This window comes from Amycolatopsis deserti (assembly GCF_014653945.1).
GTDB lineage: Bacteria > Actinomycetota > Actinomycetes > Mycobacteriales > Pseudonocardiaceae > Amycolatopsis_E > Amycolatopsis_E deserti.
In genome coordinates, this window is the sequence record NZ_BNAU01000016.1 from 21,204 (window position 1) to 33,822 (window position 12,619).

15 protein-coding genes and 1 pseudogene are annotated in these 12,619 nt (G+C 71.8%); 6 read left to right on the plus strand and 10 right to left on the minus strand.

Annotation, left to right across the window (positions count from 1 at the left end):
- Positions 1-94: 94 nt before the first annotated feature.
- Genes IE290_RS37250 through IE290_RS37270 form a run of 5 tightly spaced genes read right to left on the minus strand, consistent with a single transcriptional unit; the run spans position 95 to position 4,839 of the window.
- Positions 95-955, minus strand: a complete 861-nt coding sequence (locus tag IE290_RS37250; RefSeq protein WP_191249473.1) for an aldehyde dehydrogenase family protein — start codon at positions 953-955, stop codon at positions 95-97.
- The gene (locus IE290_RS37255) at positions 948-2,381 is read right to left on the minus strand and encodes an aldehyde dehydrogenase family protein (protein ID WP_191249474.1); all 1,434 of its coding nucleotides are present in this window, start codon (positions 2,379-2,381) and stop codon (positions 948-950) included. Before IE290_RS37255 ends, IE290_RS37250 begins: the two co-directional genes overlap by 8 nt.
- Positions 2,381-3,334 carry a deoxyribose-phosphate aldolase gene (gene deoC / locus IE290_RS37260; protein ID WP_191249475.1) on the minus strand — a complete coding sequence of 318 codons (954 nt, stop codon included), beginning with the start codon at positions 3,332-3,334 and terminating at the stop codon, positions 2,381-2,383. Before deoC ends, IE290_RS37255 begins: the two co-directional genes overlap by 1 nt.
- A 58-nt stretch (positions 3,335-3,392) precedes the next feature.
- Positions 3,393-4,280: a CU044_5270 family protein gene (locus IE290_RS37265; RefSeq protein ID WP_191249476.1), complete on the minus strand. Its 888-nt coding sequence runs from the start codon at positions 4,278-4,280 to the stop codon at positions 3,393-3,395.
- Positions 4,273-4,839, minus strand: coding sequence for an RNA polymerase sigma factor (locus IE290_RS37270; protein WP_191249477.1), 567 nt, complete (start codon positions 4,837-4,839; stop codon positions 4,273-4,275). The genes IE290_RS37265 and IE290_RS37270 overlap by 8 nt, the downstream gene beginning before the upstream one ends.
- A gap of 121 nt (positions 4,840-4,960) precedes the next feature.
- Here IE290_RS37270 and IE290_RS38700 point away from each other — a divergent pair.
- Positions 4,961-5,247, plus strand: a pseudogene (locus tag IE290_RS38700) (hypothetical protein); the annotation flags it as partial.
- 86 nt (positions 5,248-5,333) lie between these two features.
- Here the strand turns inward: IE290_RS38700 and IE290_RS37275 are convergent.
- Positions 5,334-5,927, minus strand: coding sequence for a DUF1707 SHOCT-like domain-containing protein (locus IE290_RS37275; protein ID WP_191249488.1), 594 nt, complete (start codon positions 5,925-5,927; stop codon positions 5,334-5,336).
- Between the two features lie 106 nt (positions 5,928-6,033).
- Between IE290_RS37275 and upp the strand changes: the two genes are divergently transcribed.
- Positions 6,034-6,657, plus strand: a complete 624-nt coding sequence (upp, locus tag IE290_RS37280; RefSeq protein ID WP_191249478.1) for a uracil phosphoribosyltransferase — start codon at positions 6,034-6,036, stop codon at positions 6,655-6,657.
- Entirely contained in the window at positions 6,647-7,237 is a 591-nt protein-coding gene (locus IE290_RS37285) for a class I SAM-dependent methyltransferase (RefSeq protein ID WP_191249479.1), read from the plus strand. The genes upp and IE290_RS37285 overlap by 11 nt, the downstream gene beginning before the upstream one ends.
- Here the strand turns inward: IE290_RS37285 and IE290_RS37290 are convergent.
- A complete protein-coding gene (locus IE290_RS37290) occupies positions 7,234-7,824 on the minus strand; it encodes a TetR/AcrR family transcriptional regulator (RefSeq protein ID WP_191249480.1) in 591 nt (196 codons plus the stop codon). The genes IE290_RS37285 and IE290_RS37290 overlap by 4 nt on opposite strands.
- Positions 7,825-7,907: 83 nt before the next feature.
- Here IE290_RS37290 and IE290_RS37295 point away from each other — a divergent pair, with 83 nt between their 5' ends.
- Together IE290_RS37295 and IE290_RS37300 are read left to right on the plus strand one after the other, a co-directional pair.
- On the plus strand, positions 7,908-8,312 hold the full coding sequence (locus tag IE290_RS37295) for a MerR family transcriptional regulator (RefSeq protein ID WP_191249481.1): 405 nt from the start codon (positions 7,908-7,910) through the stop codon (positions 8,310-8,312).
- Positions 8,309-9,289 (plus strand): aldo/keto reductase, encoded by a 981-nt coding sequence (locus tag IE290_RS37300; protein ID WP_191249482.1) that lies wholly within the window; start codon positions 8,309-8,311, stop codon positions 9,287-9,289. Before IE290_RS37295 ends, IE290_RS37300 begins: the two co-directional genes overlap by 4 nt.
- A 15-nt stretch (positions 9,290-9,304) precedes the next feature.
- On the opposite strand, the gene IE290_RS37305 is transcribed toward IE290_RS37300, so the two are convergent.
- From IE290_RS37305 to IE290_RS37315, 3 genes are all read right to left on the minus strand, one after another.
- Positions 9,305-9,694 carry a hypothetical protein gene (locus IE290_RS37305; protein ID WP_191249489.1) on the minus strand — a complete coding sequence of 130 codons (390 nt, stop codon included), beginning with the start codon at positions 9,692-9,694 and terminating at the stop codon, positions 9,305-9,307.
- Positions 9,695-9,760: 66 nt separating this feature from the next.
- A complete protein-coding gene (locus IE290_RS37310; RefSeq protein WP_191249483.1) occupies positions 9,761-10,213 on the minus strand; it encodes a flavodoxin family protein in 453 nt (150 codons plus the stop codon).
- A gap of 558 nt (positions 10,214-10,771) precedes the next feature.
- Entirely contained in the window at positions 10,772-11,617 is an 846-nt protein-coding gene (locus IE290_RS37315; protein WP_191249484.1) for a helix-turn-helix transcriptional regulator, read from the minus strand.
- Between the two features lie 100 nt (positions 11,618-11,717).
- On the opposite strand from IE290_RS37315, the gene IE290_RS37320 reads away from it, so the two are divergent.
- A complete protein-coding gene (locus IE290_RS37320; protein WP_191249485.1) occupies positions 11,718-12,431 on the plus strand; it encodes an SDR family NAD(P)-dependent oxidoreductase in 714 nt (237 codons plus the stop codon).
- Positions 12,432-12,619: the final 188 nt, after the last annotated feature.

Genomic DNA, 12,619 nt, shown 5'->3' on the forward strand with positions numbered 1-12,619 from the left:
CCGACCCGCGGCGGCCGCACCGCGCGCCGGTTCCGGCGAGTCGCCGCGGCCTCCCCGCGCCGAAGCCGCGAGGAGGCCACCGCCGGCCTGGGCCTCAAACCCCCATCGGGTGCCAGACCGTCTTCGCCTCGAGGTAGCGGCGTAGCCGGGTGATGTCCGGCCGCTGCGTCCAGTCCGGCTCCTCCGCCGGCACCGGCAGCACGCGCTTCACCGTGCCGGCCGCCTCGCGGGCCAGCTCCGCGCGGTCCTCCGCGCCCGTCGGGTCCAGGGCGTTCACGTCGCCGTGCGAGGCCAGCCACGGGCCCAGCTCGGCGGCTCGCCCGGTGAGGATGTTCGCCACCCCGCCCGGCAGGTCCGACGTCGCCAGCACCTCGGACAACGTGATCGCCGGCAGCGGCCGCTCCGCGCTGCTCACCACGACCGCCGTGCACCCCACGGCCAGCGCCGGCGCCAGCACGCTCACCAAACCGAGCAGCGACGACTTCTGCGGCGCGAGGATCCCGACCACCCCGGTCGGCTCCGGCACGGTGAACGAGAAGTACGGCCCGGCCACCGGGTTCGCCGCGCCCAGCACGCTCGCCACCTTGTCCGTCCACCCCGCGTACCAGACCCAGCGGTCGATCGCGGAGTCCACCACCGCCTCGGCCTTCCGGGACGGCAGTCCCTCGGCCGCCCCGACCTCGGCGACGAACTGCTCGCGGCGCCCCTCCAGCATCTCCGCGACCCGGTACAGCACCTGCCCGCGGTTGTAGGCCGTGGCACCGGACCAGCCGTCGAACGCCTTGCGCGCGGCCACCACCGCGTCGCGGAGATCCTTGCGCGACGCGTGCGCCGCATGCGCCAGGAAGTTGCCCTTGCGGTCGGTCACCGGGTACACCCGGCCGGACTCCGAGCGCGGGAACTTGCCGCCGATGAACAGCTTGTACGTCTTCGCGACGGTCACCCGCTCAGACATCGAGGTATCCCTCCAGACCCGTGCGGCCACCCTCGCGGCCGAAGCCCGACTCCTGGTAGCCGCCGAACGGCGCCGCCGGGTCGAAGCGGTTGAACGTGTTGGCCCAGACCACCCCGGCCCGCAGCCGGTTCGCCATCCACAGGATCCGGGAGCCCTTCTCGCTCCAGATCCCGGCGGACAGGCCGTAGGGCGTGTTGTTGGCCTTCGCGACGGCCTCGTCCGGCGTGCGGAAGGTGAGCACCGACAGCACCGGCCCGAAGATCTCCTCGCGCGCGATCCGCATCGACTGGTGCACCCCGGAGAACACCGTGGGCGCGAAGAAGAACCCGCGGTCGGGCACCGGGCACGGGCTGGTCCACCGCTGCGCGCCCTCGGCCTCGCCGGAGTCGGCCAGCTCGCGGATCTTGCCCAGCTGCTCGGCCGAGTTGATGGCGCCGACGTCGGTGTTCTTGTCCAGCGGATCACCCAGCCGCAGCGTCGAGATCCGGTACCGCAGCTTGTCCAGCAGCTCGTCCACCACGGACTCCTGCGCGAGCAGCCGCGACCCGGCGCAGCACACGTGGCCCTGGTTGAAGAAGATGCCGTTGACGATGCCCTCGACGGCCTGGTCCAGCGGCGCGTCGTCGAACACCACGTTCGCCGCCTTGCCGCCCAGCTCCAGCGTGAGCCGCTTGGGCGTGCCCGCGACCTGGCGCTGGATCAGCTTGCCGACCTCGGTCGACCCGGTGAACGCGATCTTGTCCACGCCCGGGTGCTCGACCAGCCGCGCGCCGACGTCACCGGCGCCCGGCAGGATGTTCACCACTCCCGGCGGCAGCCCGGCCTGCTGGCAGATCTCGCCGAACACCAGCGCGGTGAGCGGGGTCGTCTCGGCCGGCTTGAGCACCACGGTGTTGCCGGTGGCCAGCGCGGGCGCGATCTTCCACGCCAGCATCAGCAGCGGGAAGTTCCACGGGATGATCTGCCCGGCCACACCCAGCGGCTTCGGGTCCGGCCCGAAACCGGCGTAGTCGAGCTTGTCGGCCCACCCCGCGTGGTAGAAGAAGTGCGCGGCGACCAGCGGCAGGTCCGAGTCGCGGGACTCCTTGATCGGCTTGCCGTTGTCCAGCGTCTCCAGCACCGCCAGCTCACGCGAGCGTTCCTGGATCAGCCGCGCGATGCGGAACAGGTACTTCGCGCGCTCGCTGCCCGGCATCGGGCCCCACGTCTTCTCGAACGCCTTGCGCGCGGCCTTCACCGCGGTGTCCAGGTCGGCGGCGCTCGCCGTGGAGACTTCGGCGAGGACCTCCTCGGTCGCCGGGTTGGCGGTCTTGAGCGGTTCGCCGCCGCCGTCGACGAAGTCGCCGTCGATGAACGGCCGGTAGCTCGGCTTGAGGTTCGCCAGATCGCGCGACTCGGGCGCGGGCGCGTACTCGAAGGCAGGCATCAGTCCACCGCCACGTAGTCGGGGCCGCTGTAGTGGCCGTCGTGCTGGGTGCGCCGCTGCAGCAGCAGGTCGTTGAGCAGGCTGGAGGCGCCGAACCGGAACAGCTCCGGGGTGAGCCACTGCTCGCCGGCGACCTCGTGCACGGCCACCAGGTACTTGATCGCGTCCTTGGTGGTGCGGATCCCGCCGGCCGGCTTGACGCCACGCAGCTCGCCGGTCGCGGTGAACCAGTCGCGGACGGCCTGCAGCATCACGTGCGTGACAGGCAGGGTCGCGGCGGGGGACACCTTGCCGGTGGAGGTCTTGATGAAGTCGCCGCCGGCCAGCAGGGCCAGCCAGGACGCGCGGCGCACGTTGTCGTAGGTGACCAGCTCGCCGGTCTCCAGGATGACCTTCAGGTGCGCGTCCCCACAGGCGGCCTTGATCGCCTGGATCTCCTCGAACACCGCGTCGTAGCGGCCTTCGAGGAAGGCGCCGCGGTCGATCACCATGTCGACTTCCGTGGCGCCGGACTCGACCGCCAGCGCGACGTCGGCCAGCTTCACCTGGCGCGAGGACCGGCCGGACGGGAAGGCGGTCGCGACGCTCGCGATGCCGATGTCCGTGCCCTTGAGCCCTTCGACGGCCGTCGCGACGAGGTCCGGGTACACGCACACCGCGGCGACCTGCGGGGTGTCCGGGCGGTCCGGGTCGGGACGCCGGGCCTTCGCGGTCAGCGCGCGGACCTTGCCGAGCGTGTCGGCGCCCTCGAGCGTGGTCAGGTCGACCATCGAGATCGCGGTGTCGATGGCCCAGAGCTTGCTGGACTTCTTGATGCTGCGGGTCGCCAGGGCGGTGGCCCGGGCCTCGACCCCGACCTGGTCCACGCCGGGCAGGCCGTGTAGGAAGCGCCGGAGGCTCGCGTCGTCGCGGGTGGCGTCGGCGAGAGCGGCCGGCAGGGTGGGTGCGCTCACCCCGTAGAGGCTAGTACCGGGCCGCGCCTCCGCGCGGAGACGCGGCCCGGTCCGTGAGCTACGGCGTCTGTCCGGCCTCGTCGACGAGCCCGGTGGCGAGCAGCGCCGCACCCGACGCCCGTCCGTCGTGCGAGGTCGTGGTCCAGCCGAGGACCCGGTAGGTGTCCCGGTCGAAGACCAGCGTGGTCATGTCACCGGCGTTGGTGGTGGTGCGCGCCACGCCGAGCCCGTGCCGGCCCGAGACGTCCCACATGTCGTCGATCAGTTGCACCCCGGGCACCGTGGCGGCGACGCGGTAGAGCGCGGCCTTGAGGTCGGGCGGGGCAGCGCCGTCGACGAGGTGGGCGATCATCTGGAACACCAACTGGTCGATCGTGTAGAGGTCCTGGTGCCCCAGCCGGTTCAGGTCACCCTGGACCTGCCGGTAGATCTCCGCGCGCAGTGCGGCCGGATCGGTCGGCAGGGTCTTCAGGTAGTCGTAGCTCTGGTTGTACAGCGACGGCTCACCGACTTCGGGAATCACGCCGCGCTGGGGCGCCGCCCGCTCGTCGCGGACCTCCGCCTCGGAGCCGTCCGTTTTCACCCAGGTGTCGACGCGCTTGGGTCGCGTGTCTTCGCTGGAGACGGTTACCGAGCTGGTGTAGGTCCAGTCACCGTTCCCGGCGGGGGTGGCGGTGGCGGCGTTCGCCGCGAGCTCGAGCACCGTCGCGGCGGAGGCGGGCGGCGCCCCCGGTCCGGAGATGCCCACCACCACGGCGACGATGGCGGCCGCCGCGACGGCGGCACCGGAGATCACCAGGCGCGGCCTGAACCGGGGTCGCACGGCCCGGACGGGTACCGGGTCGGCGGCCCGTTCCAGGATCGCCATCCGGTGCCTGCTCAGCACGACGGGGTCCGGTTCGGCGACCTCCGGGCGGAGGCGGGTGATCAGGTCGAGGTCATTCATCGTTGTCCTCCAGGGAAAGCGCGGTCCGCATCTTCGTGCGGGCGCGGTGCAGGCGGGACCGGACGGTGCCGATCGGGATGTCCAGCGCCAGAGCCACCTCGTCGTAGGACAGGTGCTCCCACGCGACGAGGAGCAGGACGTCCCGCTCCGGCGCGGACAGCCGGGCGAGTGCCTGGCCGAGCGGCTGGGCCGCGGCGCTGACCCGGGCGGAGACCACGTCGTCGTGGTTCTCCTCGGGTGCGCGGTGGCCGGTCCTGGCCAGTGCCCGGTACTGCCGGGCTTCGGTCCGCCGGTGCCTGCTGATCAGGTTGGTCGCGATGCCGTAGAGCCACGGCAGTGCGCTGTGCTGGCTGACGTCGAAACGCCGCCGCTTGTCGAACGCCACGAGCATGGTCTGGCCGGTCAGGTCGTCGGCGAGTTCACCGCCGACCCGGCGGGCCAGGAAGCGGTGCACGGTCGCGGCGTGCCGGTCGAAGATGAGCGCGAAGGCGTCGGCGTCGAACCAGGAGCGTTCGATGATTCCGGCGTCGCTTTCGGTTCGCGCTGACGCGAAGGTCATCGGGCGCCTCCCTCCGTGGGGACGGGTGATGTTGTCACCCTCTATTCGCCCGATGCGGCGAATCGGTTCGCGCTGGACGAGTACTGCGCTCGTCGAGGTGGTGGCCCGAGGCGGGCGAAGGGTGTTCAAGATCAGTTGTGACGACCGGCCTGAACACCCTTCTGACGACCCTCTCGCCGGTAGGCGCCGGGTGGGCAGACCGTCGAAGCTGACCGACTCGGCGCTGGCCACCCTGGCCGTGGCCCAGGCGCTGCTGGGGTTCACCTCCGAGGCTCGCTGGTTGCGGTTCCTGTCCGCCCGGGTGCCCGGCGCGTTCCGGTACCGCCCGGCCAGTCCGGCGACAATCGTCGCCTGCGCGCCGCGTTACCGCTGGTCAAGCAAGCCATGCGCTGGTTGGCGGCGGACACTGTGGAGGGACACAACCATGCCCCCAGCCAACGCGCTACCCGGTCCCTGACCCCCTGCGACCACCGACCAACCTACGCATCACTCGGCTAGTCCTTCCGCGGCTTGCGGATCACAGTGACCGCGCCCCAGAACGCGAGCCCGGTGACCTTGACGACCGGCGCGCCCGGCGGCGGGGGCTGCGTGGACGCGCCCTCGCGGTCCTGGCTCTCGAAGGCGCCCATGAACCCGACGCCGGTCACCTCGACGATGATGTCGTCGGGCACCACGATGTCGATGCCACCCATGACCGCGACCGCGGTGATGGTGGTGTGCCGTTCGGCGAAACGGGCGCCGCGCAGGTCCATCTCGACGCCGCCCCAGAACGCGACGCTGGTGTGCTCCGGCGGGACGGTCCACGGGCCCTTGCGGGTGACGCCGGACATGACCGCGACGGAGACCTTCGAGCCGGGCACGCCGCCGATCCGGTGGTCCGGGGAGAGGGCGCGCGGAGCGGCCGGCTGCACGGCGGCCGAGGGCACGCCCGGCAGGTCCGCGACCGGCGGCTCCAGTTCGGCGAGCGTCTTGGCGGCGTACACGGTGTCGAGCCGCTCTTCCAGTTCCTGCACGGTGATCCGCCCCTCGGCGAGCGCGTTGTGCAGGATCTGCGCGACCCGTTCCCGGTCCGCGTCGGAAGCCCGCATCGGCGGGCGCTCGGGAGTCCCAGGCTGTTCCACCGCGCGAGCGTACCGACCCGGGGCCGGTGTGGGGCGGGTTTTCGCCGGTGTCGATCGGCTACCGTGACGCGTCATGGACGTGCTTGTCGTCGATCATCCGCTGGCCAAGGCCAGGCTGTCGACCATGCGTGACGCCCGCACGGACAGCGCGGCCTTCCGGGCGGCCCTGCACGAGCTGACCGTCATGCTGATCTACGAGGCCACCCGCGAGGCGCCGGTGCGCACCGAGCGCATCCACACGCCGGTCGCCCGCACCGACGCCTTCCGCCTGGCGAACCCGCCGCTGCTGGTCCCCGTCCTGCGCGCCGGGCTGGGCATGGCCGACCAGGCGCACAAACTGATCCCCGAGGCGCAGATGGGGTTCGTCGGCCTGGCGCGCGACGAGGAGACCCTCCAGCCGACGCCGTACATGGAGTCGCTGCCCGACGACCTGTCCGACCGCCCGGTGTTCGTGCTCGATCCGATGCTCGCCACCGGCGGCTCGATGGAGTACACGATCCGGCTGCTCACCGGCCGCGGCGCCACCGACGTCACCGCGATCTGCGCGCTGGCCGCCCCGGAGGGCCTCAAGCACCTCGAGGACTCCGGCCTGCCGGTCCGCGTGGTGACCGCGAGCGTCGACGAGCGGCTCAACGACTCCGGCTTCATCGTCCCCGGCCTCGGCGACGCGGGGGACCGCCAGTACGGTGCCCGCTGACCCGTACTGGAACACCAACGTCGCCCGGCACCCGGGCATTGTGCGCGCCGTCCCGGACGGCTGTGGTGACGCGCTGGACGTCGGCTGCGGCGACGGGCTGCTCGCGCGGAAGCTGACCGCGCGGGCGAAGCGGGTCACCGGGATCGACAGCTCGCCGGAGATGATCGCCCGCGCCCGGGAACAGGCCGGCGGTCCGGAGTTCGTCGAGGGCGACTTCCTGACCGCCGATCTCCCCGCCGAGGGCTACGACTTCATCTGCTCGGTCGCCACGATCCACCACATGGACTTCGAACCGGCGCTGGCCCGCATGCGCGACCTGCTGCGCCCCGGCGGCACGCTGATCGTGGTCGGTCTCGCCCGGGAAGCGACCGCGGCGGACTGGGCGCGGTGGGCCGCGGCAACCCCGATCGTGCGGATCATCAAGGTGCTGCGCCGGGCGAGCGTCCCGGAGGGCATGCCGTCGACCGCTCCGGCGATGAGCTACGGCGAAGTTCGCGCCGCGGCCGCGCGGCTCCTCCCGGGCGTGCGCTACCGGTGGCACGTGCTCCGCCGGTACTCGCTGACCTGGCGGAAACCCTAAGCGCGCCACCCCGCGGCGTGCGCCCGCAACGCCGCTTCGTACGAACCGGCCACGTCGAAGCCGGGGGGCAGGTTTCCGTTCAGTTCCAGCGACACCAGCCCGTGCACGATGCCCCACGCGCTGACCGCGATCACCTCCGGCGCCACCGCCCGGAACGCCCCCGCGGCGATCGCCGCGCGCACGGTGTCGACCAGCGGCGCGAGCGACTCCCGGGCGACCTGCGACGCCTCCGCGCCCGGCTCGAACCCCGGCACCGCCTTGGTGAACATGATCGAGTACAGGTGCGGGTCGGCCAGCGCGCTCTCCCGGTAGGCCAGCCCGAGCCGCACGAAGTCCTCCACCGGGTCGCCGGACCGCTCGATCCCGCGCAACCGCGCCCCGAACCGCCGGAACCCCTCCTGGAAGACGGCGTTGACCAGCTCGGGCTTGCCGCCGAACAGCGAGTACACCGCGGTGGTCGAGGTGCCCGCGTCGGCAGCGAGCTTGCGCAGGCTGAGCGCCTTCGGCCCGTCCGTGGACAGCAGCTCCCCGGCGCGGTCGAGCAGTTTCAGCCGGAGCGCCTCGTCGTGGGTGCGCGGTCGTGCCATGGTCCCAGGCTATCGCGACACTGTTATCAATCGCTGAAGCAGGATTTGACCTGGAGTGCACTCCAGGTCGTAGTGTCGGCAGCATGAGCTACTCGATAGCGGAAGCCGCACGTCGCAGCGGGCTGTCGATCGACACCCTCCGCTACTACGAGCGCATCAAACTCCTCGAACCGCCCGCCCGGGACGCCGCGGGCAGGCGGGCCTACTCCGACGACGACCTCGCGTGGCTGGGGTTCCTCACCAAGCTCCGCACCACGGGCATGCCGATCAAGATGATGCGGGAGTACGCGCAGCTGCGCTCCGCCGGTGACGCCGGCGCCGGCCGCCGCCGCGCCATCCTGGTGGAGCAGCGCCGGTCGGTCGCCGAGCGGATCGCCGAACTGCAGGCCTGCATGGACGTCCTCAACTACAAGATCGAGAACTACGACCGGATCTGCGCCCGCATCCCAGGCGCCGCCGGCGTGGTCCGGGAGGAGATCTCCGCGTGATCCCGACCAGGAAGCTGGGCGAACTGGAGGTCGGCGCGCAGGGCCTGGGCTGCATGGGCATGAGCCACGGGTACGGCGTGCGCGACGACGACGCGGAGTCCATCGCGACGATCCACCGCGCGCTGGAACTGGGCGTGACGCTGCTGGACACCGCGAACGTCTACGGCACCGGCGCCAACGAGGAGCTGGTCGGCCGCGCGATCGCGGGCCGGCGCGACCAGGTCGTGCTGGCCACGAAGTTCGGCATCGTCCTCGGCGCCGAGGGGCAGCAGGTGCGCGGCGACGCCGCCTACGTCCGCCAGTGCCTCGAGGAGTCGCTGCGCCGCCTGAACGTCGACCACATCGACCTCTACTACCAGCACCGGGTCGACCCGGATGTTCCGGTCGAGGAGACCTGGGGCGCGTTGTCCGAGCTGGTCGCCGAGGGCAAGGTCCGCCACCTGGGCATCTCCGAGGCGTCCGCGGACACGATCCGCAGGGCCTACGCCGTCCACCCGGTCACCGCGCTGCAGAGCGAATGGAGCTTGTGGACCCGGGGCATCGAGGACGAGATCGTACCCACCTGCCGTGAGCTGGGCATCGGGATCGTGCCGTTCTCGCCGCTCGGCCGCGGGTTCCTGACCGGCAGCATCACGAAGGCGGCGGAGCTGCCCGCCGACGACATGCGCCGCAACCTGCCGCGTTTCGCCGAGGGCAACCTGGACCGCAACCTGCGCATCGTCGAGGCGCTGCGGAAGCTGGCGGCGGAGAAGGGGGTGACCGCCGGTCAGCTGGCGCTCGCCTGGGTGCAGCACCAGGGCGCGGACGTGGTCCCGATCCCCGGCACCAAGCGCCGCACCTACCTGGCGGAGAACGTCGCCGCCGCGACGCTCGAACTGTCCGAAGAGGACATCCGGAGCATCGAGGCGGCCGTTCCCGCCGACGCCGTGGCGGGGGAGCGCTACCCCGCGGCACTGGCCCGCAACGTCGGCAAGTGAGGGCGGTGGCCTGGGTCAGGCCACCGCCACCCCGACCGCGGTCGTGATCATGGCCGCGGCGAGCAGCACCGCGCCGCCGACGGTGACCCCGTGCGCGAGCGCCTTACGCCCCGGCAGCAGGTTGAGGAACATGCCGCCGGACTGCGCCAGGATCCCGATCAGCAGCAGGAAACTGACCACCCACTGGCCGGCGGCGCCGAGCCCGCCCGCGGCGACGAGTTGCAGGGTGATCAGCGCCAGCACGAGCAGCACACCGGCGTGCGCGTGCCCGGCGCGGAAGTAGGCTCGTTGCTCCTCGGTGAGCTTGCGCCTGCGGAGCAGGCCGAGCAGCGAGTACCCGCCGAACATCACGGTCGGCAGCGAGACCAGCGCGATCACGGTGAACAGCTGGGTGGGACCGGACAGGACGACCATCGCGAACTTCCTCTCTGAGGAGATGTACGGCGATGGTAACAGCGTTACGTAACCCCGTTATTCCATGAGTCCGGCAGCCACCGTGGCGCCCAGCTCCCAGCACTTCTCGAGGTCGGCCTTCGACGGCTCGCCGGTGACGGTGACGAACTCGGCCGCCTTCTCCCAGCCGAGGCCGGTGGTGATCGACTCGATGCCGCGGATCGTGCCGGAGACGTCGCTGCCGCCGTGCACGTAACACCCGAACGGGCGGCCGCGCGTGGAGTCGAGGCACGGGTAGTAGACCTGGTCGAAGAAGTGCTTGAGGGCGCCCGCCATGTACCCGAGGTTGGCGGTGGTGCCGAGCAGGTAGCCGTCCGCTTCGAGCACGTCGGTGGCGGTCGCCGCGAGGGCCGCCCGCCGCACGACGGTCACCCCTTCGATCTCGTCGGTGGTCGCCCCGGCGACGACCGCCTCGAACATGGCCTGCAGATTCGGCGAGGGCGTGTGGTGCACGATCAGCAAGGTGGGCACGGGGTCAGGATGCCGTACCGCGAGCGAACCGGCCGCCCGCCGGGGCTGAGTCGCGCGGGCCGGCGCGCCTCGCACGAGCCACAACTACCTCGCGAGGGCGCCGTCCGCCCTTGGAAGGGGTGAATGGTCCGTTCAACGCCGCGCGAGTGGCCCTGTGGTGGTCCGGCGAGCGCCCCGCCCGCCCCCGCGGAAGCGATGAACGGTCCGTTCATCGCCGCGCGGCTGGCACTCTCGTGGACCGTCGAGCGCGCCGTCCGCCCTTGGAAGGGGTGAATGGTCCGTTCATCGCCGCGCGACCGGCACTCTCGTCGGCCATCGAGTGGGCCACTCGTGGCGGGAAGGCATGAACGGTCCGTTCATCGACCGGGCGGACCGGACAACGACCTGTTTTACCAGGCTCTTGTCGAAGACTCGGCCGCGTTCCTGGACGAAGGGACCGCGATCGGCGAGACCGTGACCGACCACGCGCGAGGGAACGCGCGCCCGCTCCCCACCGGCGGAGCGCGGTGAAACCTCACCTCGACCGCAAGGCGGGCACACCCGACGAGCGTGCCGTGGTCAGCGCACCGGTGCGACCGTGCCGAGGTCCTGCGTGCCGAGCACCTTGAGCAGCCGCAGCGCCTCCTGCCCCGGGCTGCCGGGCTCGGCGGTGTAGAGGATGACCCGCTGGTCGCGGTCGCGCACCTGCAGCACCTCGCAGTCGACCTGGAACCGGCCCACGTGCGGGTGGTGCAGCACCTTGGTGTGGCCGCGCCAGACGATCACGTCGTGCCGGGACCACAGCTCGCGGAACTCGGCGCTGCCCGCGAGCAGGTCCTCGATCAGCTCCCGGATGCCCGGGTCGTCGGGGTACTTCGCGACCGCCGCGCGCAGTTCGGACGCGAGGTTGACGCCGAACTGCTCCCAGGTGTCCGGGTAACGGCCGATGTCGGGCCGGAGGAACCGGTCTCGGGCGAGGTTGCGCTCGCGCGGCGGCAGCGCGGACAGGTCGCCGAAGAAGGCGGCGGCCAGCGGGTTCCACGCCAGCACCTCGTACTTCACGTCGACGACCATCGCGGCGGCGTCGTCGAGCCGGTCCAGCAGGTGCAGGATCCCGGCGGGCACGTCGGGGGAGGGGCCGGCCGGCCCGGGCTGCTCCCCGGCGAGGCGGAACAGGTGCGCGCGCTCGACGTCGGACAGCCGCAGCGCCCGCGCGATCCCGGACAGGACCTGCCGCGACGGCTGTGGGCCGCGGGCCTGTTCGAGGCGCGTGTAGTAGTCGGTCGAGACCGCGGCGAGGGACGCGACCTCCTCGCGCCGCAGCCCGGGGGTGCGCCGCCGCAACCCGGCGGGCAGCCCGACGTCGGCCGGCCGCAGCCGCTCCCGCCTGGTCCGCAGGAACGTCCCCAGCTCTCGCCTGTCCATGTGCCCAGTGTCCGGATCTTCGCCCGCCGGTTCCAGGGACCGCGAATCCCTGGTTGCGCGGTCTCTGCCGCGACCGCTCCCGGCCGCCGAGGGTGGGGGCATGACGGACACGAAGATCGCCTTGGTCACCGGGGCGAACAAGGGAATCGGCAAGGAGATCGTCCGGCAGCTGCTGGCGGCGGGGGTCACGGCGATCGTCGGGGCGCGCGACCCGGAGCGCGGCGCCGCGGCGGCCGAGGAGCTGGGCACGACGTCGGTGGTCCTCGACGTCACCGACGAGGCGTCGGTGGAGGCCGCGGCCAAGACGGTGGAGCAGCGGTACGGCCGGCTGGACATCCTGATGAACAACGCGGGCGTCGCCCTGGACTGGGGACACCGCCCGTCCGAGCTGTCCGCGGACGTGGTGCGGGAGATCTACGAGACCAACGTCTTCGGGGTCATCCGCGTGACCAACGCGTTCCTGCCGCTGCTGCGGAAGTCCGCGCGGCCGCGGATCGTGAACACGTCCAGCTCGCTGGCGTCGCTCACGCTGCACCAGGACACGTCTTCGCACCAGTCGAAGGTGCTCCTGCTCGGCTACAACTCGTCCAAGTCCGCGCTGAACGCGGTGAGCGTCTCCTACGCCAACGACCTCCGCGAGGAGGGGATCACGGTGAACGTGTTCGAGCCGGGGTACTGCTCGACGGACCTGAACGACCACCAGGGCCGGCTCGACCCGGCCGAGGGCGCCGCGGTCGGGGTCGCCGTCGCCCTCGCGCCCGGCGAGGGTGGCACCGCGCAGTTCCACGCCGAGGGCGGTTTCCTGCCTTGGTAGGCAGTTGATCAGCGCTTTTACCGTTAAGGGACCCCCCTGTTCGGACCCCATTTCGGGGCATGTAATCTTCTCTTCGTCGCCAGGGAGACCGGGCCGGCGGGGACGAAAAGCCCCAAGGGAACGGGATCCGGGCGGGGGGTCACGAACCAAGCTCCCACCGATGGTGGTAGAGTGGGTGACCGCCGCCG